Origin of the sequence: Ochrobactrum sp. Q0168 (assembly GCF_016427605.1) — a bacterium.
Taxonomy (GTDB): domain Bacteria; phylum Pseudomonadota; class Alphaproteobacteria; order Rhizobiales; family Rhizobiaceae; genus Brucella.
Genome location: NZ_JAELXQ010000009.1, coordinates 91,345 through 116,475, shown reverse-complemented (window position 1 = coordinate 116,475; position 25,131 = coordinate 91,345). Strand labels below are relative to the sequence as shown.

The following is a 25,131-nucleotide window of genomic DNA, read 5'->3' as shown; positions in this document are numbered from 1 at the left end:
GGTTGTACACGAACTTTATCAAGGGGTAGCCGGGCAGTGCGGCGTTTGTCCGTCTCTTAGTTGCGCATAGAGCTCTCGCGCCTTTGAGCGTGCTAGCTTGCCTGACGAGGTGAATGGCAGGGTCTTGGGTTCCACGAAGCGTATGGTTACTGCAATACCCATAGCGGAGCTTACTTCTGATATAACTTGCGATATCAACGAGGTGTCGCCTTTGTTTTTCTTGGATCGCTCAATGAGAACGACTACCGTTTCGTCATCGTCGGATTCCTTTATGGAAAAGGCAGCAACCGCGGAGCTGGCACAGGCAGGAATAGATGTGACGAGCTGTTCAATGTCTTGCGGCCATATGTTGCGACCATTGACGATGATCATCTCTTTACTGCGGCCCGTGATAATCAGTTCTCCGTCTTGGCTGAAACCCATGTCACCAGTATCGAAAAATTCAGTCGGCGAGTTGGGGTGCGCCTCAAGACTGTTCCGATAGTTGGTAAACATGCTGGGACCTCGTATGTGGATATGCCCAAGATGGCCATCGGATAAAATCTTACCGTTAGGGTCGGTTATAATGAGCTCGTGATGGGGCAACGGCTTCCCACATATCGTAAAGCTCGAAGTCGGTCCACTGGACGGTGCTTCTACTCTCCCACTTTTCTCCAACACAGTCCGGTCCAGTTTCACCGTCCGTACCCCGCGCTTAAACGTGATCAAAAGAGTGGATTCTGCCATGCCGTAGCTCGGCGTAAATGCTTCAGGATCAAACTTTGCATCGCGCATGGCTTCGGCAAAGAGTTCTAGTTGGTCTGCACGGACTGTGTCTCCTCCGATTCCGGCAATGCGTAGCGACGAAAGATCCATAGCATTATGGCTGTTGTCCTTCTTTCTCATTGCTGCCAGGCGGTATCCGAACACGGGAGCGAAGGTGATTGTGGACCGATTTTGTGAGATAAGTTCTGGCCACAGCAACGGACGGCGCGCGAATGTAGTTGGCGAGATGTAGTCAACACTCGTTTGGGCAAATAGCGGTGCAATTGAAAATCCGACAAGGCCCATGTCGTGATAAAAAGGCAGCCAGGAAAACGCGCGGTCATTCGGCCTTATGCCGATGCAGTTAACAAGTATCCCGGAAACGTTTTCGCAAACGGCTCTTTGAGAAATAACTATCCCCTTCGGGTCAGCTGTCGATCCAGATGAAAATTGAATATAAGCCAATGCCGTGGAATCCAATGGCGCGCAATGATCACGCTTGGGTAAGCTGTTCAGTTCGGTAAAGGTGATGACTTTTATGCCTCTGTCACGCCAGAATTCGGCTAGTGTGGCCAAAGAGTCGGGAATACACAGTACCGTGGCGGCCGACGCCGATACGAGCGAAGCGATACGAACTGCAAAGGCCCTTCGCCCCCCAAGAAAAATGGAATAAGGCATTGGGCACGGCAACATACCAGCATATTGGCAGCCGTAGAAAAGGCGTAAGAACTCGGGGCTGGTCTCACCGACTATGGCGACAGTATCACCTATCCCAAGTCCGAGCGCCTTCAGTTTCCCACTTATGTTCAGTGCGTCAGAACGAAGATCTCTATAGCGTAGTGTCTGCAGTAGCTGACCGGTTGAACCATAAAACGAGAGTCCGGTTTCCCCTTGGGCCGCATAATCCAATGCTTCGACTATAGACGAAAAATCACCGGTTCGTTGGGGGAGTATTGGATTGGTGGTCGGCAATGGCGTTGGTGATATCACGTTAAAGATTGCATTGCTCATTCCAATTCAAATCCTGGTTTCCTGAATTGAGGTTGAACGCTGTTCGACGCACAATCGAAAGCAATCTTGGCCATCGTAAGTGAACTTATTATTGTGTCCTGGGCGATTTTTCGTAGACGCGGCAGTATCTCGACCTGCTTTCCACCTTGTATATGCATACGCAAGAGGCCGGCGCGTTCTGCAGCTTGGAATAGTTTCTGAACATGGCTCCGAGAAACGCCAAAGGTACGGGATAAGGGGGAAAACGGAAGTGATACAATAACCTTTGGGTGGTAAGTAAAGATTGCGGACGCGCGGAGTATCGTCAAGAAAATCCCGTATCCCGCAGCGCGACTGATAAAAAGTGACAGTGTCGACTCTCGCTGACGTGAGGGGGAGTTCTGAAAATACATTTGCAAAACGTAATTCGAGATATCAGCGATGGCCGAACGGTCGGTCGAAAGGTGATCATAAATGCCTGCAAAGAGTAGGTTGAGCGGTTCTAAGTACGGCTGCAGGCCAGCTATTGCGCATTGCTCAAGCTTCTCAGTAGGTGTCAGCAGGTTCTGTCTTGAATCATTTTGCGATCTTTGGACAGTGAGGTAGCCTGAATATACCGCCACATCGACCAGTGCGGAAACACGGTTCGGAGAGGCAATCGCGTGCGCTCGTGCGAAAGTTTGTAAATCGGCTTTCGTGAGGCTATCATAATTTCCGTTACCAAAACAGAGCGCAACTGTCTTGAGTGCAAGAAGATATTTGTTGCCTTCAGAGGTGAGCTTTGTGATGAGTTCGCGATGCGCGAAGCCATTAAGATAACTATCGATGTGAAGGACCAAAGCTTTGTTCAGGTCCGGATGTTGGCGAAAATTTTGCACTTCATCATACAAGATATTGGAAAACACGAAGTTACTCCCTCTCGTAGAGATTGTTTGTCCCATCCCCCCACTGCAATTCTAGGCGTAACGTTCCAGCTATCGATCGAGCAAGCGCGCCAGATCACCCACGGATCGCATTTCCAGAAGACGAACCGGGTCGATGTCGCGCCCGGATACATTTTCAACTTCGAGAACAATCAACTCAAATGTCAGGCTATCGATCTTTCCAAGTGAACTGATATCGGCCTCGGGGAGGATACTCTCCTCTGGAATAAAGAGACATTTCGCGAGGATTGCCCTGGCCTTGTCCAATGAATTCATTTCAATTCCCTTCTGTCGTGCCTAAGTCGACAACCGCTTGCGGGTCGACCCGGTGACGTTTTCCAGTTTGGGGGTCGATTTTGTAAGAGGCGAATACGAGGATATCCAATCGGCGACCGTCGGGCGCCAGCGCCTCATGTCTGAGGCGAGCTTCCAAAGCGAAACGAAGATTATGTTTGAGATTGAACAACATCGCGTAGTTTTTTGCGAGAACGCGCGCGGTTATTTTCTCGATGTCTCTATGATCGTAAAAATAATCCAGAACACCATCGATGGTCTCCCACATCACACCGGCTCCGCGATGTGCATCATGGCCGACAGCTGTGGTTATAACGCCCGTTTTGTGCTGTAAATTCACGTCGAGAGTATAAAACCCAATCAGTGTTCCCCCCGATCGCGCAAATATGCCCAGAATATAGTTGTGCACATTATCAAAGCCGGAAACGAACCGACGCAGCGTGTCGATATTAAAGTCAAGGCCACTCAGATTGAGGCCGCGAAGAATATCAGGTTTGCCGAACCAGGCCAGAAAATCAACATTGACGTCTGAAGGCAGCAGGTTTCGAACGATATAATTCTCGTTCTCAAGTGTAATCAGATCACGACTATTATAATCGGGGCTAATTGCTCCTCGCTGTTGTGGCTTCAATGCAATGATCAAAGGCTTTTTCGGTAACTCTATTGCTGTCATTCGAAATAACCGTTGCCTTGGGTTTCACGATCAGGTGTTGGAAGTCTTCTCGCAATCCATGAGGAAATCTAATCGGGTGTCTGTTGGCTTTCTGTTTAAGTCTAGTCAGGCCTGACAAAAACGTAAAGTGCTTTAAATTAGCATTATCTTTTTCGTTTGATTGACAGTTTAACAACAGTCGAGTTAGCTTCTTATCCAGGTCAAAGCCACTGTGGCTCCATTCGAACGCGCTTTGCGTGCTCTGCATCCTCAATTTCAACTGCAGTATTTCAAAGCGGGGTAGCAACGCAAATGACGGAAGCTTCCGATTTCGCCAGTAGACTGTTTGAGATCGCCCGCACAAATAACGGAGAGAATATCACGTTAGAACTTGGCGGCGTTCCGGTCTTTGTCGTGCAGGATTTGGACAGTGCTCACCATGTTTTACGGCATAATGCAGCCAATTATTTGAAGAGCATGGAGTGGTTTCGTCAGGCGCTTGGAGCTTCCCGTTTTACGGAGAACGGTTCTGGCTGGAATTTGCGGCAGGCGCTGTCTCAATCATACTTGTCGCGGTTTGATCGGGAGAAAACAGTCAAAGCTTCGATACGATTAGCCCGCAAGGCGTTGCAAAAATTGAACACTAAAGGAGAGGAGCAGCCGCAACCGGTGGACGATGCGGTGCTCAGGAACCTGGCCGCCGCGGTCATGCTCGAGGTCTTCTTCGATGTCGACCTCGATTCCTCTGGCGTCGAATTGGAGCACATCGCTTATCTTGTCGGTTTCGGCTCAGAATATTCGTTTGTGCCGCATGGCAAAAAGATCGCTTTTTCCAGCCAGGAAATCGCTAGTTTTATGGATATTCGTTACAAAGTGCTGCGAAGTATGCAAGTCTTCCGGCAAGGCGATGTCCCGCAGGAAAGTCTTCTTGGCAAAATCCGCAAGATGGACGCCGAAGGGACCGAGGGTTTCAGACTCGAACACGAGATGACGATGTTCTTCGCAGCTGCCAGTGAAACAACAGCCGCGACCCTCGGTTGGGCTATGTTCGCCTTGTCGCGCTGGCCTGAGACGCAAGACGAATTGAGGAAGGTATCAAGTCGGCTGCCCGATCTCGAAGAATGTTGCTGGGAGGATATTGAAACATGCGAGCCGCTGCGCAATTTCGTGTTGGAGGTTTTACGTATGTTCCCATCCACGCCTGTTATAGCACGGCGCGCAGTCGTGCCTGACGGGATCGGCGATAAAATTGTGGGGGCCGACGAGCAAGTACTGATTTCCCTCGTAGGGATTCAGCATAATCGAAACATAAACCCCGATCCCTGGCAGCTCGATATTAAGAGGCCGCCGTCTGGCGGTGCCAATTTCGGCAACTCAATCTCATTCAGCACCGGACCGCGCGTCTGTGGCGGAACACGTTTCGCGCTGACGGAACTGATGTCGGTGCTTCTAACGTTTATACGTGAAGCCGAATTTAGCCCCACATCGATGGCGGAGCCGAAATTTCTATTTCGAACGCAGCTTATGAATGAGGGAGGGCAACCTGTCCGCGTTTCGATGCGTATATCCAATGCTGTGAGCGGAGCCGAGGCGGGCGGTTACTCCTGAAATCCTCAATCGCGAGAACGGAGGCGGTGTCTCACTGATAGCTAAGCCAATGCCTTTGGGAAAGCAGTACGAGCTGCGCTGCATCAAGAAAACCGTTTTGGAACCATTCATAGACAGTAGATGAGGGTAAGGCGCGAAACGCCTGCTCGTTGATCATGTATAGTCGGTGGGTTTTCTGTCCTTTTCCCACCGGCTGGTTATATTCCAACCGACTGGGTGTCAGAACACCTTTGCTGCGAAGCGCTTCAGCAAACGCAGCTGCCATCTGTCGTCCCTCGTGTATTTTCCCCGCAAAATCTGCGATCTGCCGCAACAAATCTGTTGGTTCTCCCGCCCGGTTGAATAGCGGCTGAGCCTCCGTCGTTTCGTTCATGGGCACCACTTGTCGTCCATTTGGATCGAACAAGAGGATACCAGCATCCTGTCCCGGCAGTTTCTCTAAAATGAAGGGATAAAGCTGATGTACCGCTGGACGGTAGAGCTCCGTACTGGGCGAAAACCTTCGGTGACCTTCTCCAATTTGACCCGAAATGGCAACCGGAAAGGTCGTCTCATAATTGAAGAACAGAATTGGATAACATCGTGCAACGTCGGCAAACTCCTGCAAAGCAATAGGTGCAAAGAGGCTATTTGGTTTCGATGCTGCACCGGGCGTGTTTACGAAGCCATAATGGCGGTGTCGTTCGGCACAGAGTGCAACAGGCGGTTCAAAATCCCCGGAATTTATTGATGGACCCAAATCCAGAGCTCCTTCCGTAGTTCAGAACAGGTGGGTTCAAAACACAATACACCCGATTCTCGTAACAATTGGTAATACTGTCGTTTTGATTATCTTTGAGGTTCGTATGAAGCCATACTGCACAGAATAATCACGGTTTTAAGGAAGAGAGAATATATACTTAATTTTTATCATATTTTTTTGGCTCTTGGTATTTAAATTTCCGCTAATTTGCTTATTCTTCAAATTCAATAGGTTGACCAAAAGAGATGCTCGCCACGTCCGAGGAGAGAATCGTTGACTGTTTCATCTGTTATTTGCCTACCGAGAAATTCGGTGCGGTTTAACTACGCTTTCCGTCGCTACCTTCTCGCGACGGCTGCGATTGCTGTTGTCACTGTCGTCGGTCCTTCCTCTGCCTTAGCGAACGAATGGACGGGCGGTGTAAGCAATGATTTCTTTGAACCGAATAATTGGAGCGACGGGCACGGCGCGCAAGGTCTAGATTCAAGCGTTAATAATGGTAGCGCTACGGGTATAATTGATCTTCCAGGCGGGATGGGGTCGGTTACAGGCGCCGCCAATATTGGCACTGCTTCTGGCCAGAGCGGAAGTGTTACTTTCGATATAATTACCGAACAGTCCAACCTGTATAATTCTGCCAGCATTTATTTTGGCAGTCCGCTGACCATCGGTAAAAACCAGGGTACAGGCACGCTCACGATTTCAACAGATGGTCCCGTACAGGTTTATATGGGACCAGATGCCATTCGTGTCGGTGAGGGAGTTGGCAGTGTAGGCACTTTTAACCTGCTTGGTACCGGCAAAAATATTGGTGAGCGTCCCGAGGGACCGTTTCAGGCTGGCAGCTCTTGCTACGCCTGTAACCCGAATTTCGTTTCCCATGTGTACAATGATTTTCTTGTCGGGTCACAAGGCGGTACCGGCACGCTGAACATCGACGGCACTCTGCTTATTCTGGAGCACCGTGGTGAGTTCATTATCGGCGACGGCGCAAGCAGCAATGGAACGGTCAATGTTTTAGCAGGCGGCAAATTTGGCGACGGAAGTCCGTACTCCAACCTCAATAATGTCAATACCCTTTCAAAAGGGAAGGTTACTGTTGGACGTGGCGGCGGTACCGGCATTATGAACATTGACGGGTCTGGTGCGGCAAGCAATGCAGAAGCTCCTATGGCCCTGTTTTCCCAGGGGCTTGTGATAGGCAACGGATCGGGCAGCACTGGTGCTGTCAATATTCTTTCTACCGGCAAGGTGCACAGCTATATCAACAACGATCTCGGGCAATTCTATCAGAATTATGCAACACGCGCTGACCTCGACACGCGTGTCGGGATCGACGGGGGTATAGGTTCTATATCCGTGTCGGGGGCGAACGCGGTCTGGTATCAATCTGGTATTCTGGACGGCTATCTGGGGTCAGGTGATACAACAGTAACCAGCGACGCCGGAACTTTACGTATTGGTCAAAGCGGAACTGGTCAGTTGACCATAGCGGATAATGGTGTTGTCCGCATTGGTACAGCAACGTTCGTGTCGTACTATGATAATGATCTCAATCAGGAAATTACCGCACTCACAGATCATGTGTCTGACGGTGCATTGGTATTGGGCGATCAGGTGACGGGAAATGGTACGTTAAGCATCGGTGGCGCTGTGGGAGAAGCAGCGGTCGCTCCTGGTCGTTTGATGGCAAAGTCGGTAGAATTTGGCGATGGGACGGGTCTGATCCGCTTTAATCATACGTCTAATAATTACGTTTTCGACCAGTTCGACGCGCAATATCTTGATGGACCGTCAAGGCCATCGACACTGGCAATAGTCGGTGATGGAACTATTGAGGCGGCGGCCGGCCGAACAATTTTGAATGAAAATCAGTTGAGCTTCACCGGCACTTTGCTTCCAAGCACGGGTATCTTGCAGGTGAACGGGGATATATCGACGGCTACAACTGATGTTCTGGCAGGCGGCACGCTGGAAGGCACGGGTATTGTCGGCTCAATTCTCAATGCAGGTACAATTGCCCCAGGTCAGACACCGGGAGGCAGTCAAGGTCTCCCAAGCTCCATCGGTACTATGACCATTGCCGGTAATTATACGGGACGGGGTGGGGTACTTTCGCTCGACACCGTTCTCGGCAATGACAGTTCGCTCACCGATAAACTTGTTATCAACGGCAACACTTCCGGCAACACGACCGTTAAAGTCAAAAACATTAATGGGAACGGTGACGATACAATCGAAGGGATTCAAATCGTTACGGTTGGCGGCACATCGGACCCAAATGCATTTTCTCTTGCGGGCGACTATGTATTTAATGGTCAACAGGCTGTGGTGGGTGGCGCCTATGCTTATCGGCTGTTTCAAGGTAGCACCTCACAGCCGGGCGATGGCAATTGGTATCTGCGGTCGAACCGCATTCCGACAGACCCGGTTGATCCAGACGTTCCTGTTGACCCAGATGATCCGATTGAACCAATTTATCAGCCCGGCGTCAGCGCCTATGAGGCCTATCCTCAGTTTCTGCTCGGCTTGAACAGCCTGCCGACACTGCAACAGCGCACCGGCAATCGCTATTGGAGCAATGCGGGCAATGTTATGCTGGCTGAAGGTGCTGATCCCGTCGGGTCGCCCTATGCGCCTGCGGCTGAAGCTGGCAATCTGATTGAAGGCAGAGGTATCTGGGGTCGCATTGAAGGGTCGCATAGCAAGATCGATCCGAAGTTCTCGACTTCTGGAGAAAACTACGACTACAACATATTCAAGTTGCAAGCCGGTCTGGACGGAATGCTGCTGGAAAATGAAGCTGGAAAGCTGATCGGCGGCATTACGGTGCACTATACGCATGGAAAGGCGAAGACTTATTCGATCTTCGGTGACGATGAGGTGTCCACAGATGGCTACGGCTTTGGCGGCACGCTAACCTGGTATGGTGACAACGGCTTTTATGTTGATGGTCAGGCGCAGCTGACCTGGTATGATAGCGATCTAAGCGCCAATAATAGTGAATTTACGGTGGGATTGAACGGTCTCAATCTGGCCGACGGTAACAATGGCTTCGGCTTTGCCATCTCGGGCGAAACCGGCCAACGTTTTACGCTTAATCAAAACTGGTCGATCACACCGCAGGCGCAATTGACCTATTCGAAGGTTGATTTCGACAGCTTCAACGACATCTTCGGGGCGCGTGTTAGTCTTGACCGTGGTGAGAGTTTGCAGGGACGCCTTGGCGTTGCCGTGGAACATCAGAACTCCTGGTACAATGCCAATGGCCTTATAGATAGAGCACAGGTCTATGGTATCGCGAACCTCTATTATGAGTTCCTCGAAGGAACGAGAGTGGACGTTGCGGGAACCACCTTCGCCAATGAAAGTGAACGGCTATGGGGCGGTATCGGGCTTGGCGGCAGCTACAACTGGAACAGCGATAAATACTCGATCTATGGCGAAGGTGCCATCAACACCAGCCTCGCTGACTTCGGCGACAGTTACTCCTATAAGGGAACGCTGGGATTCAGAGTGAAGTGGTAAGAGCAACGTGCGACTGGAGTTTCCCCTTAAACACCAGACATTTTCAGGTTCGAGCATTTCGTCTCGGGAACTCTCGTGGAGATTGATATCCTACTGCCTTGTGCGGGGGAAGATTACTATGGTGCTCGAACCATAATGTTAGTTGCGGTGCGCGCCCAAAAGGAGTGGATGGCACTGACGGCATCTGCGCGGTCGCGAGATGAATGAAATCGCCCAGCTTATCCGCTAACATGCTCAATTGATAGCTTAAATCGATATCCGATCCGCCGGTCGCCCCATGCGCGACATTCGCGGCGAGACGGCGCGTGTCGCAGAGATATTCGAATATTATGCTGGCTGGTGCGACAATAGAGACCTACAGCCACCCTTTCCAAAAAAGAATTGCAATGGAACCAGGCGGGAGTGCGAAGTTTCTATCTGTGAAGGACGATGGTTGCCTTCACAGCCGCCGCCGAGCGGTTCTCGACCCCAAGTTTAATGTAGATTTGCTCCAGATGCTTGTTCACGGTGCGGGCACTCAGATCGAGAATAGCTCCGATGTCACGATTTGTTTTTCCATGTGCAACCCAAAGCAGAACGTCGCTTTCTCGGGCCGTCAGGCCAAAATGACGGCGTAGCGTATCCTGTTCGGCGGTTTCGCTGGTTACGGTTAGTCGGAACAAAAACTCATTGGGACCAGTGGAACCAAGATGCGCCAGTTGCAGGGATATCGGCCCGTTAGCCGTCACGAGTTCGCGTAGTTTCTCGGCGATTTCTCGTCCATTCCGCGCCCGAAGCTGCTCGGCGCATTTTTGCTCCAAAAGCAGCTGACCGTTCCCGTTGTCGCTGACATTGTCTATCAGACGCATTGCCTGCGGCGTAGACCAGAGAATGGTGCCGTCACGGTCCACAGCAAACAAATGCCTGCCGCTTGCATCGAGCGCGACGCGCGCGCTTTGAGTGGAGCGGGCATTGGTCAGGTGCACCTTTATGCGCGCCCGTAGCTCATCAATATTGATAGGCTTCGTCAAATAATCGACGCCACCCGCTTCCAGCGCATGAACGATATGCTCGGTCTCTGACAGGCCGGTCATGAAAATAATAGGCACCTGCGAGACGGCCGAATTTGCCTTTAGCTGGCGGCAGGTCTCGAACCCATCCATTCCGGGCATGATCGCATCCATCAGAACCATGTCCGGCGTAATACGTTCTGCAATGCCGAGCGCGGCACCGCCGGATGTTGCGATCAGCACGGAATAGCCCGCCTGCTCCAGCGCTTCGGTGAGGAAGCCCAACGTCTGCGGCGAGTCGTCGACAATAAGAACCGTGTCGCGGGGAAGGACGCTCATGGCAGGTCATCCATTTTCTGTTCCAGATTTCGCAAGAACACATGATAGCCCGACATGTTGAAGGCGCGAATATATTCACGTGCTTTTTCAACGAAGGGGGTGAGGTTTTCGTTCTGTGAAAGCAAATAGAGCTTGGCTTCGATGCCACGAACATAGCCGATTTCGCCCAGACGGATCAGCTCCTGCAAATCGGCAATCGCCGGGCTGTTGATGCTTGTGGAAACCGACACTGGCTTTTTTTCTTGGTTCTCTTCGTAAACCCAGTCCAAGCCCAGATGCACGGCAAGCTTCGCGTGAATCTGCCGGATATCGAACGGCTTGACGAGTGTATCGCTATGAGCATTGTCCGGCAGGCTGTGGGGCCGCGTGCCATCGCCAATATTGGCGGAGAGCATGATGATGGGGGCCATTTCGCGCCTTTCGCGCAGCCGCTCCACCAGTTCCCAGCCGCTCATCTGCGGCATGCGGATGTCGATAAAATAGAGGTCGGGACGAATACCTTCGATCAGGGTCAGGCATTCCGGCCCGCTTTTGGCGGTCAGTACAACGAAATCGAGTGGCGTCAAGATTTCGCGCATCAGTGCGCAGTGATCGTCATTGTCGTCAACCACGACGAGGGTGCGCCGCGGGCCGGTATAGTTCTGTATTTTTCTCGTCGGAGCGGTCAGATTGATAGGGCGGTCAATTGCGCCTAGCATCAATCGAACCTGAAACGTGGAGCCCTTGCCGTAGGTGCTGATGACCGAGAGCTCACCGCCGAGCGTGTTGGTCAGTAGCTTGGTAATGGTCAGTCCGAGACCGAGGCCCGGCAGATGGCGGGTATGATCGGCCTCGCCGCGTTGGAAGGGTTCGAAGACGCGTTCCAGATCCTTGTCCGCAATGCCGCGTCCGGTATCCATGATCTTGAACGTGGCGACCTGATTGCGATAGGCAATATCCAATGCGACTTCGCCTGTCTCGGTGAACTTGATGGCATTGGTGAGCAGATTGACAAGAATCTGGCGCAGGCGCTTTTCGTCGGTACGCACATATTGGGGCAGCGCTTCGGCTTTGCGATAGCGGAAAGCTATGCCCTTGGCTTCGGCCTGCGGTTTCAACATGTCGATGATCTGGTCGAGAAAATCATGCAGGTTGATCTCGTTGGAATAGACCTGCAAATGGCCGGTTTCGATCTTGGATATATCGAGAAGTCCGTCGATCAAACCCGATAGATGATCGGCACTGCGGCGGATCAGCTTGATCGAAGGCTGCCGCGCTGCGGGAATAGTTTCGTCGCGCTCCAATATCTGCGCATAACCCAAAACCGCATTGAGTGGGGTTCGCAATTCGTGGCTGAGACCGACAACATAGCGGCTCTTGGCGCGGTTGGCGGCTTCAGCATTGTCCTTGGCTTGCTGCAGCGCCGCGTCAGTTCTTTTGTGTGCGGAGATTTCCTTTAAGAGAAGTGCGGTTTGTCGCGAGGATTCCTCTTCCGCAACGATGCGGCTGTCATGGGCCAACACATAGAACCAGCAGACGATGACCGCGATGAGCGCCAGAACGAAAAACACGATCAGAATGGTGCGGTTGACGATCTGCGCGGTTTCTGGCGATGCCGCACCCGCGTGATAGGCGACGAGCGCGAGGATGCTCCCGAGAAACGCGACCGAAACGGCAACGGTGATCGCATAGCGCCCGAGCCGGGTTGAAAGCTTTTCGATGATTGCGGTTGGCAGCAGGGCGTGCACCACTTCGGCGCTTTGTGCGCGCAGATGCGCCTTCGGCTTGCAGAGGTCATGGCAACGGCTGTCGAGCGAACAGCATAGCGAGCAAATGGGAGCCGCATAGGCGGGGCACCAGGCCATATCCTCCTGCTCAAAATCATGTTCGCAGACCGAACAGGTCATGGCGAGTTGGTTCTGCCAGGACTTGCGCGGTTTGCGCGCCAGGTAATATTTGCCTTTGGTTTTCCACGCGATAATCGGCGAGACGACGAAGGACAATAGAAGCGCGATGAAGGGCGCGAACGCTTCAGCCATCGTGCCCAATGCACCGAAATGGGCGGCCAATGACGCGAATGACGCAATGGCCATGGTGCAGGTTCCGACCGGATTGATATCACAGAGATGAGAGCGTTTAAATTCGATACCGGGCGGGGATAAGTCAAGACGCTTGTTGATGAAGAGATCGGCGGAAATCGTGGAGAGCCAAGCCATAGCGACGATAGAGAAAATACCGAGCGTCTGCTCCAGCACCTTGTAGATGCCGAGCTGCATCAGAAGGAGACCGATGCAGACATTGAACACCAGCCAGACGACGCGCCCGGGATGACTGTGCGTCAAGCGCGAAAAGAAGTTCGACCACGCCAGCGATCCGGCGTAGGCGTTCATGACATTGATCTTCAGTTGCGAGACTACGACGAAGGCGACGGTCAAAAGCAAGGCTGCCGTATGGGACGGGACCATATATCCGAAAGCGGTCAGATACATATGCGCCGGATCGGCGGCGGTGTCGGCGGGAATACCGGCGCTGAGTGTCAGCACCACCAGAAACGAGCCGGCCAGCAGTTTGGGCGCGCCAAGCACGACCCAGCCGGGACCGGCCAGAAAGACCGCGAGCTTGTGCCGCCATTTACGCTGGCCTTCTGGGGGAAGAAAGCGCAGGAAATCGACCTGCTCGCCGATCTGCGCCATCAGCGCCAGAATGACCGCCGAGGCAGCACCGAACTGCGCCAACATGAAGGGCGCGCTGTCGCCGCCGGTAAAACCTGCCTGAACGCCGGAAAAGGTCAGCCAGAGGTCGAACTTTCCCCAGTCGGCCAGTGCGATGAAGATGAAAGGCAGAATGTTGAGCGCGATCCAGAAGGGCTGGGTGACGATCTGAAAGCGGCTGATCATGCGCACGCCATAGGTGACGAGCGGTATGACCACGGCAGCGCTGATGACATAGCCGATCCACATCGGGATGCCGAAGGCCAGTTCCAAGGCGCCCGACATAATGGAAGCTTCGATGGCGAAGAGCAGAAAAGTGAAAGTTGCGTAGATGAGCGAGGTGACGGTCGATCCGATATAGCCAAAGCTCGCGCCGCGCGTCAGAAGATCGATGTCGACGCCGTGGCGTATCGCGTAGCGGCTGATCGGCAGACCGACCGCCAGCATGACGAGGCTTGCGACGATAATGGCGGCTATGGCGTTGCTGGTGCCGTAGGATAGCGTGATCGCTCCACCGATGGCCTCAAGCGCGAGGAAGGAGATCGCGCCGATGGCCGTGTGGGCAATGCGATTGGACGAAAAGCGGCGCGCGCTTTTGGCGGTGAAGCGCAGCGCGTAATCTTCCAGCGTTTCATCCGCAACCCAGCGGTTATATTCCCGTCGGACCGGGATGATGCGTTGCCGCGCTGCCATGCTGCTCCATTTCCCCTCCGGCTCTTTGCTGTGCCGTTTCAAAGCGAGATAGCAGGTAATTTTATTAATGCATCGGCCCAAAAATCGGAATCGATTTTTGGAAAGCTCGCTGCATCACGCTAATACATATTTACCCCCGGTAACTACGTCATTTGACGTATAAGCAAACGGCGTCGTCTCCCCAATAATTGGCGATAACCCGAAAAATCGGGACCAACCAACAGAGAGGGACACGCAATGACATTCCGGTCGCAGATGCTCGCCGCACTTTTTGCAAGCGCGCTCACCATTCCGAGCCTTTCTGGCGCACTCGCCGAAGAAGACACGATCAAGGTCGGTATTCTCCATTCGCTGTCGGGCACGATGGCGATCTCAGAAACGACGCTCAAGGACGCGATGCTGATGCTCATTGATGAGCAGAACAAGAAGGGGGGGCTTCTGGGCAAGAAGCTTGAGGCTGTCGTTGTCGATCCAGCTTCGGATTGGCCGCTTTTCGCGGAAAAGGCGCGCCAGCTCATTTCGCAGGACAAGGTCACGGCCGTATTCGGTTGCTGGACGTCAGTGTCGCGCAAGTCGGTCCTGCCGGTGTTCAAGGAATTGAACAATATTCTCTTCTATCCGGTGCAATATGAAGGTGAGGAATCCGAGCGCAATGTGTTCTATACCGGCGCCGCGCCCAACCAGCAGGCCATACCTGCCGTCAATTACCTGATGGAGAACGAAGGTGTCGAACGCTGGGTTCTCGAAGGCACCGACTATGTTTACCCGCGCACGACCAACAAGATTCTGGAAGCCTACCTACTGTCCAAAGGCGTGAAGCCGGAAGACATCCGCGTCAACTACACGCCGTTCGGTTTCTCCGACTGGCAGACGGAAGTGGCGGCGATCAAGGGTTTTGGCGGGGCAGGCAAGAAGACCGCCGTGGTTTCGACTGTCAATGGCGATGCCAATGTGCCCTTCTATAAGGAACTCGCCAATCAGGGTGTGAAGGCGGAAGATATCCCGGTTGTGGCCTTCTCGGTTGGTGAGGAAGAGCTGGCCGGTATCGACACCGCGCCGCTGGTTGGCCATCTCGCTGCCTGGAATTATTTCGAATCCGTCGATAACCCGACCAACGCAAAGTTTATCGAAACCTGGCATGCCTTCACCAAGGACGACAAGCGCGTCACCAACGATCCAATGGAAGCATCGTTCATTGGTTTCAATATGTGGTTGAAGGCCGTCGAAAAGGCCGGGACCACCGATCAGGATGCCGTGATCGATGCGCTGGTCGGCGTGTCCGTACCGAACCTTTCGGGCGGTTATTCGACCATGATGCCGAACCACCACATCACCAAGCCGGTGCTGATCGGCGAAATCCAGTCCAACGGCCAGTTTGAAATCGTCAGCCAGACGCCGGGCCTGATCGTCGGCGACGAATGGTCCGACTATCTGCCGGATTCCAAGAACCTGATTTCGGATTGGCGCAAACCGATGTCCTGCGGCAATTTCAATGTCCAAACCGGCAAGTGCGGTGGTCAGGGCGGCTCCTGATAACGGGGGGACGCAGAGGGCGAGAGGAACGGGCCCGCCCCTTGCATCAACCATCGAGAATGCAGTTCTAATGAAGGAAATCAGCTATGGAGCGCCGGATACGAGCTGTCCTGCTCGTCCTGTCCATCCTATTTGCCGCGCTGGCGACGACAGCGCGCGCGGATGAATTTCAGGGGCTTGTCGATGCTCTGGGCAAGGCGAATTTTGCCCAAATGCAGGAACAGATTTCCGCACTTGCGAGCACCGGCGATGTGCGAGCGGTGCCTGTGCTGAACGCTCTCGGCGAAGGCGATCTTTATGCACGTAAGTCGGACGGGCGCGTCTTCATCACGAAAGCATCCGGCGCGAATATTCAGCTCACCGATCCGGTCAGCGGGGAGGCAGCGGGTGAAGCGACTAAAGCTGCGATGGAAAAGGTCAAGGTCAACAATTCCGTCCGTCGCGCGGTTCGCACAGCCTTGGGCGGGCTGACATTGATGAGTCCCAATCGGGACGAACGATTGAAGGCTGCACAGATCGTTGCCGCAAGTCCTGATGCGGACGCGCTTGAGCCGATAGAGGCGGCCTTGGGCAGGGAACACGACAGCGCAATCCGTGCTCTTCTGGAAAAGGCGCAGGCTGCGGCCTTGTTGGCATCGGACCGCCCGGTTGCAGACAAGCTTAAAGCGACGCAGTTTCTTCAGGACAATGGCGATCGTTCCACCTTGTCGGTTTTGAATGCCGCTCGCGCTAGTGCGCAGCCAGAACTTATCGCCGCGCTCGACACGGCTGTCGGTCATATCGAACAAAGGCAGGCTTACTGGGACGCCGGGCAGAATGTCTGGTACGGATTGTCGCTCGGTTCCGTCCTGCTGCTTGCGGCCATCGGCCTTGCCATTACCTTTGGGGTCATGGGCATCATCAACATGGCGCATGGCGAAATGGTTATGCTGGGCGCCTATGTCACTTTCATGGTGCAGGAGGTTATCCGCACTAACTATCCCGGCCTGTTCGACTGGTCGCTGGCCATCGCCCTGCCATTGGCGTTTCTCTTTACCGCGCTGGTCGGTCTGGTGATCGAGCGCGGCGTCATCCGATTTCTCTACGGGCGTCCGCTTGAAACATTGCTGGCGACCTGGGGCATTTCACTCATCCTGCAACAGGCCGTGCGCACAGTGTTCGGACCGACCAATCGCGAAGTCGGCAATCCGTCCTGGATGTCGGGCGCTTTCGAGCGTGGTGGCATGACCATCACCTGGAACCGCCTTTGGATCATCCTGTTTTCGCTGGCCGTATTCTTCTCGCTGCTCGCCGTTTTAAAAAGGTCGAATTTCGGTCTGCAAATGCGCACTGTCACGCAAAACCGCCGTATGGCGTCGTCAATGGGCATTCGCACGCCCTATGTCGATGCGTTCACTTTCGCGCTTGGTTCCGGCATCGCCGGGATGGCAGGCGTGGCCCTGTCACAGATCGATAATGTGTCTCCCAATCTCGGGCAGGGCTATATTATCGACAGCTTCATGGTGGTGGTGTTTGGCGGTGTCGGCAGTTTGTGGGGTACGCTGGTAGGTGCATTCTCGCTTGGCATCTTGAACAAGTTCCTAGAACCCTATGCCGGAGCAGTGTTGGGTAAGATCCTGGTGCTTGTGCTCATCATCCTCTTTATCCAGAAGCGCCCGCGCGGTTTGTTTGCTCTCAAGGGCAGGGCGGTAGAAGCATGACAACGGCATTTCTGTTCCGAAAACTCGACCGGGGTGTCTTTATCGCCGCTGCAATCCTGATCCTCGCCGCCATGGCCGTTCCAGCGCTCAATCTGTTGACCGCACCAGATCATCCGCTGCATGTGCCGACCTATGTGGTGTCGCTGCTCGGCAAATATCTGACTTATGCCATGCTGGCGCTGGCACTCGATCTGGTCTGGGGCTTCTGCGGCATTCTTTCGCTCGGCCATGCCGCCTTCTTCGCGCTTGGCGGTTATGCGATGGGTATGTATCTGGTGCGCCAGATCGGCGCGCGCGGCGTCTACGGTAATCCAGAGCTGCCGGATTTCATGGTGTTTCTCAATTGGAAGGAGCTGCCATGGTACTGGCTAGGCTTTGATCATTTCTGGTTCGCTATGCTGATGGTGCTGCTGGTGCCGGGCCTGCTTGCTTTCGTCTTTGGCTGGTTTGCCTTCCGCTCCCGCGTCACCGGTGTCTATCTGTCGATCATTACGCAAGCCATGACCTATGCCCTGATGTTGGCCTTCTTCCGCAACGAGATGGGTTTCGGCGGCAATAATGGTCTCACCGATTTCAAAGATATTCTGGGATTTAACATTCAGGCGGATGGCACGCGCGCCGCACTTTTCGCCACCTCCGCATTCGTGTTGGCTATAGCTTTGATCTTCAGTTCGGCTATCGTTAAATCGAAGTTCGGCAAGGTGCTGGTCAGCGTGCGTGATGCCGAAAGCCGCACGCGTTTTCTGGGCTACCGCCCGGAAAACTACAAACTCTTCATCTTCACGGTTTCGGCGATGATGGCGGCAGTGGCGGGCGCGCTCTATGTTCCGCAGGTCGGGATCATCAACCCTGGCGAATTCACGCCAGCAAATTCCATCGAGGTTGTGATCTGGACTGCCGTTGGTGGTCGGGCAACGCTGGTAGGGCCGGTTATCGGCGCCGTGTTGGTCAATTTCGGCAAGAGCGTCTTCACAACCGCTTTCCCGGAAATGTGGCTGTTCGTGCTCGGCGCGCTCTTTGTCGCCGTTACCCTGTTCCTGCCGAAAGGCATTGTCGGCACGTTCCGCGCATTCCTGGCGTCGCGCAAACCGGCAACAGCTCTATCCGTTGATGAGGCCAAACTGCAAGCAACCGCTGCGGAGTGAGAGATATCATGACCGAAAGCACCACCAGCCTGCTCTATCTCAACGGCGTATCCGTCTCGTTCGATGGATTCAAGGCGCTGAACTCGCTGTCCTTTGTGATCGAACCAGGCGAGTTGCGCGCCATTATTGGTCCGAATGGCGCAGGTAAAACCACGATGATGGATATCATCACCGGCAAGACGAAGCCGGATGAGGGCGAAGTTTTCTTCGAGGGCAATATCGATCTGACCAGAAAGGACGAAGCCGACATCGCCCAGATCGGTATCGGCCGGAAATTCCAGAAGCCGACCGTATTCGAGAGCCATACGGTCTGGGACAATATCGAGCTTGCGCTCGACCGCAAGCGCGGCGTGTGGGCGACATTGCTCTACCGGCAGGACAAGGGGGGTGGCGAGCGCATCGAAGAAATATTGAAAACGGTGCGGCTATGGGCCCGCCGCGATGAACTCGCCGCCAATCTTTCGCACGGGCAAAAGCAATGGCTCGAAATCGGCATGCTGCTGGCGCAGGAACCCAAGCTTTTGCTTGTCGACGAGCCGGTGGCGGGCATGACGGATGCCGAAACCGCCCAGACGGCCATTTTGCTGAAAGAGATCGCCAAAACGCGTTCGGTCGTGGTGGTGGAGCACGATATGGGCTTCATCCGCGAGCTGGGCGTCAAGGTGACCTGTCTTGCAGAAGGCAGCGTGCTTGCCGAAGGGTCTATCGATTTCGTCAGTTCCGATCCGAAGGTGATCGAGAATTATCTGGGGCGCTAGAGCGGCTTCATCGAAGTCTGCATCGTCGTAGCCGCCCTAATTATCTGTTTTTATGCACATCTTATCTGAAAACCGCTTCGCCCTTTTCGGGATGTGCTTTAGAAAGGTTGCTCATGTTGAGCGTTGAAAATGTGAGCCTTCACTATGGCGCGGCGCAGGCCCTGCGCGGGGTGTCGCTAAAGGCGGATGCGGGATGCATCACTTGTGTTCTTGGTCGCAACGGTGTCGGCAAAACCAGCCTGCTGCGCGCCATTGCCGGTCAGCAAACCGTGAGCGGGGGACATGTGGTTTTAGCGGACGAGGACTTGAACGGCCTGCCGCCCTATGCACGCGCCAGCCGGGGCATTGCTTATGTTCCGCAAGGGCGCGAGATTTTCCCGCTGTTGACGGTGAAGGAAAATCTCGAAACGGGCTATGCCTTGGTGAAGCGTTCCGAACGCTCTATCCCCGTCGAAATATTCAATCTATTCCCAGTGCTGAAGGACATGCTGTCGCGTCGCGGCGGCGATCTGTCGGGTGGCCAGCAACAGCAACTGGCAATCGGTCGCGCCATGGTGCTGAAACCGCGCGTTCTGGTGCTTGACGAGCCGACGGAAGGCATCCAGCCCTCTATCATCAAGGATATCGGTCGGGCTATCCGCTATTTGCGGGACACCACTGGCATGGCCATTCTTCTGGTTGAACAGTATCTTGATTTCTGTCGTGAACTCGCCGACCATGTTTACATCATGGACCGGGGCGAGATCGTTTTGGACGGTCCCGCTGAGATTCTCGAAACGCAGAAGGCGAGGGACCACCTCACAGTTTAGCAGAACGATAAGCGACTGCCAGACGCAAGTGTAAGCGCGTCCGCCTGACCCCCGCGACGTTCATTCAATCGGCATCGAGCGAGCATGTCCTTTTGCCTAATCAATAGTTGTTGGATGGCCAGCACATTGCGGCGGGGTAGAGGGCAGGGCAGGCTTAAAGGCCTGCCATGTAGTGATCATTAAATTCGGATCAGAACTTTGCCGACGGTCGAGCCTGTCTCCAATGCTTCATGTGCAGCAGCGATCTGTTCAAGCGGCACCTGCATAGCGATTATGGGATTATACGCCCCGGACCCGAGGCAGGCATTTATTGCTTCTATAGCGATGCGCTTTGCATCGGCGTCGACATTATAGATGTAGACGAAGCGGAAGAGGCATCCGCCAATCATCGCTTTGAGTAGCGGAAGCTCGATCGCATCCGTTGCCTGTCCCGTGGGGTAGGAACTGATGACGCCCCCTTGTGTGTGGCACGCCATGTCAATGTTCAGATTGGCTTTCAGATTGACGTCGACAATCCGGTCCACGCCGTGATGATCGGTGTGGGATTGAATGATGGAAGGAACATCCTCGCGCATCAGATTGATGACAAGATCGGCACCCGCGGCTTTGACAACCTCGGCGTGGTTGTCGTCCAGCACAGTGGTTGCCCCCCATGCGCCGGCCCATTTTGAAAGCAGGATCGCGGCCATCCCAACCACGCCCGCACCTCCGTGAACGAGAACACGCTTTCCCTTTATGTCTCCATCGGCAAACAGGCATCGATGCGCCGTCAGAGCAGGAATTCCCAGGCTGGTGCCAATCTCAAAGGAAATATTGGCCGGTAGCGGCACTGCGTTCGAAGCGGGAACCACCACATATTCTGCGGCGGTTCCGCTCGCTCGCCCGGACTGCGCCTCGAAAACCCAGACGCGTTCCCCAAGCCGATCCGGCGAAACGCCATCTCCGATGGGACGAAACGATTTGGTGAGTTGCGGCGCTTGATCGGCGGTATCACCCAGCGCTCACTCACATTGCAGCTTCGTGAACTTGAAGAAAGCGGTGTGATCAGTAGGGAAGTGTTCGCGGAAGTCCCACCCCGCGTTGAATATACTCTGACGGCGTTCGGTGAGACGCTGACACCGGTGCTTCTGGCGATGAAGGAGTGGGGCGAGGATTATATCCAGAAGAGGCATGTCGCGTCGTAGCATGCCCTTCCTCGCTACCACTCGGTCTGGATTGGTCACTGAAATAATGGTCTTGACTGGCAATTTGAGGTCGCTTTCAACTGGCATCTGTAATCCAGGGTACAATCACCAATCGAAGCGGATGCCGAAGTTGCCAGCCGTTGCTGTTTTGTGATTGCCGCCGTTGTCGGGTGACCAGCGGTAGCTGGCTTGCCCATAGAGGCTCACATTCTCCTTCAGACGCGCGGTGAGGCCACCGCCGATCTCGAGCGCTGTGTCGCCAAAGCGGTTCTCAATTGCAGGTGAGGATGGCCCAAAGAACACCGTGTCATTTCCTGAGAAGGAATGCCAGAGATTGAACCGTGCATAAGGCTGCCACAGGGTTCCGCGCTCATCGCGGGCTGAATATTGCAGTCTTGCTCCAAGCCGTCCGGTCCAGGCTTTACTGGCATCCCAATCCACGCTCGAATATTGATCGTGGGACCCGTCAACTGACACGTCCTGATAGATGATCTGTGCTTGCGGTTCGATCAGCCAGCGATCATCTTCACCAAAGTGGATTGGATAGCCTGCTTCCAGCGAGGCCGTATAGCCTGTCGCGTTTGTTGAGAGACCGGCATTATAAGCCGATGTCGCATCCGCGTCATACCAGCTTCCCTGAACCACTGCATCGAGATACCAGCCTGTCGGGCCAAAATGCGTCCAATAGGCTCCAACCGATGGCCCTTTGAGCGTCAGTTCGCCCACGGCCAGGTCTTGTATTCCTTGCGCAAAGCCGCGTACCGAGCTCGAATTGTAGTTCGAATAGGCAAAATAAAGGCCAGCATGGTCACGATGGCCACTTTCCGTTGTCCGTCGCAGAATGTCGAGGCCCGTCTGAAAACCGGTCAGATCGCCTTTCACACTGGTATCCACCGAACCGCCCCACCGGTTGCTGAGATGCTCTCCGAACACCCGCCCCCAGGCGCCGTTTACATAAATCCGAGACTCAGGAACGCCTCGCAAGTTTTCTTCCTCGCCGACACGCTCGTGCAATGTGCCCAAGGTGGCCAGACCCATTTGCCGCGCTATCGCAGGGATTGGGGCATAAAGCGGGACTTCCGGGCGATAGAGCGGAATGTCCAGTTCTTCCGTCGCGGGGCCCGTCTGTTTGTCGATGGCATGGGACCGAAGGAACCAGTCGTTCGAATCCGTGCTGCCGCCGCGGAAAAGCTGGTACTCGTAAGCGCCCGCAGCCACACGCTGGCCGAGCGTGAAAGCGTCAGTCGTGGTGATGCCGCCATTCGTTACCTGCACCAGCCTGATGCCATCCGCCACGGTCTGCGCTCCGGGGCCGCCGGTATTCGTGACGAGTAGCGATGTCGTGCCGCTGGCCTGGCCGCCATTGATCACCAACAGGTTACTCGGCGAATTGTCAGCGCCAAGATAGGTGTTGAAGCCGATACGGCTGCCAGCGCTACCACTGTAGCCGCCGACCGTCAGGGTGCTATAGGCGTCCGTCCGTGGCAGGAACTGGATCAGACCGGCATTCGCAACCGCACCGGTTGCATTGGAATCGCCGGTGACATTCCAGATACTGCTGGCATCGATCGAGATATCTGTCGCGTTTCGCGCCAATCCCGTCCAGAGACTGTTCTGCGCTAACGATAAATCCGCAGTGTTGCCAGTGTCGGCCAGTAGGTCGCCCGTCCATTGCGAGCCGGTCAGGCTCGCGCTGACAGTATTGCCCAAACCGACGAGCATAAGATTGCCGGTCCACCGGCTGTTACTGAGATTATAGGTGAGCGTCGAAGGGTCCACGACAATGTCACCGGTAAGCGACGAAATGCCGTCAATATTGAGCGTCAGGTTGCTTGACACACCTACCGCGTCCTCGGTCACCTTTGCCAGCAAGAGTTGTCCATTGACCGCAGCTGGCTTAATGGTTGTGTTGCCATTGATCGAGACGGTGCCGATGCCTCCCACGGCAAGAATGATTGCGCCATTAGCCGCACTTAGACTGCCGCCCGTGAACGACACGGTGCTCGGCGCGTTTCCGGCAAGGTAAATAGCGGATGATCCCGACCCATTTACTGCGATTGCGGAGCCGGATGCGTTGAGCGCACCGCCATTGGTGGCCGCGATACCATGGGCAGCACTGCCTATAGTGGCAATGCTTGCATCCGTCGCGGTAATGATACCGCCTGCCATCGCGTGCAGGCCGATGGCGTTATTGTTTTGCGTGGTGACTTTGGTGCCGGTCAGGGTGACCGTACTGCCAAGATCGGTCGAACGGACGCCATCGGCGCCACCGACTGCGGCGCTATCACTACCCTTGGTTGTTATGGTGCCACCCGTGATCACGGCCGTGGCGCCCTGAATGACGCGAACGCCGATGCTACCATCGCCAATAGTGGTGATGGTAGCATTCTTGGCTTGCAGTTTGCTGTCCGTCCCGATCACGTCTGCGCCATGGCTCTCCAGACCCACCTCAGCGACGGGGAATTGAAGGACCGGGGGATTGCTGCCGGTCACGGTGAAGCCTGTTGTGACTTCTGTTCCAGTGACGGTGATCGTCCCGGCATCGGTGACAAGCAGACCTGCGCTTGAAGGGCCTGTCGTTCGGACTATGGTGTTGGTCAGTATGACGGTACTGTCTGCGCCACTCGCCTCTGCACCGGTCGAATTGGGTTGGTAGGTGAAAATGCCATAACCGGCGAAATCAATGCTGCCTCCAGCATCGGCCCATACGCCCTGACTGTTGGACCCATAAGTGGCGCTGGTCGCGCCATTGCGAGCTAGAATGCTGCTGCCGGCACCGCGGGCAAGCATGCCCGGAGCGTCGGCATTGATTGTTCCGCCATAATAATCGCCGGACGCAATAGCGCCACCGCTCATGGTGACTGCCCCCCCACCTGTTGCGAGAAGCACAGCGTCGCCACTTCCGTAGCCGTTTATTTGACCATTATTGAGGATGAGATTGCTGTTGGTGCCTGAAGCGACCGCGCCCGGAGCATTGTCGCCAGAGCTGAACGTGCTGAGATCATTGAGAGTGATCGTCCCTCCAGCACCGGCAAATACGGCAGAGGCGCCCGTGCCGTAAACCGCGAGGTCTGTACGGGTGAGTGTGATCGTTCCACCACCGGCGGCGTAAGCACCATGCGCGTTGTCCTCGACCGTGGACACGGAACTATCGGCGAGCGTTATGCTGCTATTGGCTCCGACTGCGCTGATGCCATAGGCGTTGGCGCCATACGTCGTGATAGTGGTATAGCTTCCTTCAATAACCCCGCCATCCTCGGCGTACAGACCATGACCGCCTGTGTCGTTGGTGATTATCCCAGAAACATCATCCACGGAGGTGCCGATCAAGTTGGCGGTACCGTTACCACTCACGTGCACGCCGTGACCGCTACCACTAGCTGTCAACTGGACGGTGGTGCCGCTGTAGCTTCCCGTACCCGAAACGTCGACCACTGGTGCAGCGCCAGTGCTTTCTCGTGCGGTAAGAGCTGGATCCGAACAACTACCGGAAGAAACACTAACAGGGTCCGGCGCCGGTGAAGCGCATTGCGCCAACGCTTGCGCGGAGGGCGACAACGCCGTCATCGCGACGGCCAAGGTCGCAGGATGGAAGAAAATGGAACTTAATAGTGCTTTCTTGCTCGCGCCAAGACTTGGAATGGAAACTGATATCTTCACATGGTCAGCACGCAATCGATGGCCCCCCAAACACGAAATCCTTAGAGACGAGGTAATTCCGAGAATCAATTAAATATAGTAATATAATGTACTTAAGTGTTTGCAAGCCCGCTAATAGAAGGTCTTGTTTCAAAATCGCCAAAATTGTTG

General features: G+C 54.5%; 16 protein-coding genes and 2 pseudogenes. 8 read left to right on the top strand and 10 right to left on the bottom strand.

Annotated elements, in window-relative coordinates; genetic code table 11:
• Positions 1-18 precede the first annotated feature (18 nt).
• The 4 genes from JAU75_RS16405 to JAU75_RS16390 all read right to left on the bottom strand — a co-directional run bounded on the left by JAU75_RS16405 (position 19) and on the right by JAU75_RS16390 (position 3,624).
• A complete protein-coding gene (locus tag JAU75_RS16405) occupies positions 19-1,755 on the bottom strand; it encodes an AMP-binding protein (RefSeq protein ID WP_199057559.1) in 1,737 nt (578 codons plus the stop codon).
• Positions 1,752-2,639, bottom strand: coding sequence for a hypothetical protein (locus JAU75_RS16400; protein ID WP_199057558.1), 888 nt, complete (start codon positions 2,637-2,639; stop codon positions 1,752-1,754). Before JAU75_RS16400 ends, JAU75_RS16405 begins: the two co-directional genes overlap by 4 nt.
• Before the next feature lie 69 nt (positions 2,640-2,708).
• Complete coding sequence (locus JAU75_RS16395) at positions 2,709-2,933, bottom strand: acyl carrier protein (RefSeq protein ID WP_199057557.1); 225 nt, start codon at positions 2,931-2,933, stop codon at positions 2,709-2,711.
• A 1-nt stretch (position 2,934) separates the two neighbouring features.
• On the bottom strand, positions 2,935-3,624 hold the full coding sequence (locus JAU75_RS16390) for a GNAT family N-acetyltransferase (RefSeq protein WP_199057556.1): 690 nt from the start codon (positions 3,622-3,624) through the stop codon (positions 2,935-2,937).
• Positions 3,625-3,915: 291 nt separating this feature from the next.
• Between JAU75_RS16390 and JAU75_RS16385 the strand changes: the two genes are divergently transcribed.
• Complete coding sequence (locus JAU75_RS16385) at positions 3,916-5,211, top strand: cytochrome P450 (RefSeq protein WP_199057555.1); 1,296 nt, start codon at positions 3,916-3,918, stop codon at positions 5,209-5,211.
• Positions 5,212-5,242: 31 nt separating this feature from the next.
• On the opposite strand, the gene JAU75_RS16380 is transcribed toward JAU75_RS16385, so the two are convergent.
• On the bottom strand, positions 5,243-5,950 hold the full coding sequence (locus JAU75_RS16380; RefSeq protein ID WP_199057554.1) for a SapC family protein: 708 nt from the start codon (positions 5,948-5,950) through the stop codon (positions 5,243-5,245).
• Positions 5,951-6,226: 276 nt separating this feature from the next.
• Between JAU75_RS16380 and JAU75_RS16375 the strand changes: the two genes are divergently transcribed.
• A complete protein-coding gene (locus tag JAU75_RS16375) occupies positions 6,227-9,481 on the top strand; it encodes an autotransporter outer membrane beta-barrel domain-containing protein (RefSeq protein ID WP_247880517.1) in 3,255 nt (1,084 codons plus the stop codon).
• Between the two features lie 413 nt (positions 9,482-9,894).
• On the opposite strand, the pseudogene JAU75_RS24285 reads toward JAU75_RS16375, so the two are convergent.
• The 3 genes and pseudogenes from JAU75_RS24285 to JAU75_RS16365 all read right to left on the bottom strand — a co-directional run.
• A pseudogene (locus tag JAU75_RS24285) lies at positions 9,895-10,191 on the bottom strand (response regulator transcription factor); the annotation flags it as partial.
• Between the two features lie 128 nt (positions 10,192-10,319).
• Positions 10,320-10,809: pseudogene (locus JAU75_RS24280) on the bottom strand (response regulator); the annotation flags it as partial.
• The gene (locus JAU75_RS16365; RefSeq protein WP_199057552.1) at positions 10,806-14,192 is read right to left on the bottom strand and encodes an ATP-binding protein; all 3,387 of its coding nucleotides are present in this window, start codon (positions 14,190-14,192) and stop codon (positions 10,806-10,808) included. The gene JAU75_RS16365 and the pseudogene JAU75_RS24280, both read right to left, overlap by 4 nt.
• A gap of 255 nt (positions 14,193-14,447) precedes the next feature.
• On the opposite strand from JAU75_RS16365, the gene urtA reads away from it, so the two are divergent.
• From urtA to urtE, 5 genes are all read left to right on the top strand, one after another.
• A complete protein-coding gene (gene urtA, locus JAU75_RS16360; protein WP_371836194.1) occupies positions 14,448-15,725 on the top strand; it encodes an urea ABC transporter substrate-binding protein in 1,278 nt (425 codons plus the stop codon).
• Between the two features lie 86 nt (positions 15,726-15,811).
• Entirely contained in the window at positions 15,812-17,425 is a 1,614-nt protein-coding gene (urtB, locus tag JAU75_RS16355; RefSeq protein WP_199057550.1) for an urea ABC transporter permease subunit UrtB, read from the top strand.
• Entirely contained in the window at positions 17,422-18,570 is a 1,149-nt protein-coding gene (gene urtC / locus JAU75_RS16350) for an urea ABC transporter permease subunit UrtC (protein WP_199057549.1), read from the top strand. The genes urtB and urtC overlap by 4 nt, the downstream gene beginning before the upstream one ends.
• Positions 18,571-18,578: 8 nt before the next feature.
• Positions 18,579-19,328 carry an urea ABC transporter ATP-binding protein UrtD gene (gene urtD, locus JAU75_RS16345; RefSeq protein WP_199057548.1) on the top strand — a complete coding sequence of 250 codons (750 nt, stop codon included), beginning with the start codon at positions 18,579-18,581 and terminating at the stop codon, positions 19,326-19,328.
• 113 nt (positions 19,329-19,441) lie between these two features.
• Complete coding sequence (gene urtE, locus JAU75_RS16340) at positions 19,442-20,137, top strand: urea ABC transporter ATP-binding subunit UrtE (RefSeq protein ID WP_199057547.1); 696 nt, start codon at positions 19,442-19,444, stop codon at positions 20,135-20,137.
• A 179-nt stretch (positions 20,138-20,316) separates the two neighbouring features.
• On the opposite strand, the gene JAU75_RS16335 is transcribed toward urtE, so the two are convergent.
• Positions 20,317-20,991: a zinc-binding dehydrogenase gene (locus tag JAU75_RS16335; RefSeq protein WP_199057546.1), complete on the bottom strand. Its 675-nt coding sequence runs from the start codon at positions 20,989-20,991 to the stop codon at positions 20,317-20,319.
• Between JAU75_RS16335 and JAU75_RS16330 the strand changes: the two genes are divergently transcribed.
• A complete protein-coding gene (locus JAU75_RS16330; RefSeq protein WP_199057570.1) occupies positions 20,992-21,321 on the top strand; it encodes a winged helix-turn-helix transcriptional regulator in 330 nt (109 codons plus the stop codon).
• Between the two features lie 105 nt (positions 21,322-21,426).
• Here JAU75_RS16330 and JAU75_RS24275 read toward each other — a convergent pair whose 3' ends face one another.
• Positions 21,427-24,756 (bottom strand): autotransporter outer membrane beta-barrel domain-containing protein, encoded by a 3,330-nt coding sequence (locus JAU75_RS24275; RefSeq protein ID WP_199057545.1) that lies wholly within the window; start codon positions 24,754-24,756, stop codon positions 21,427-21,429.
• Between the last annotated feature and the right edge of the window lie 375 nt (positions 24,757-25,131).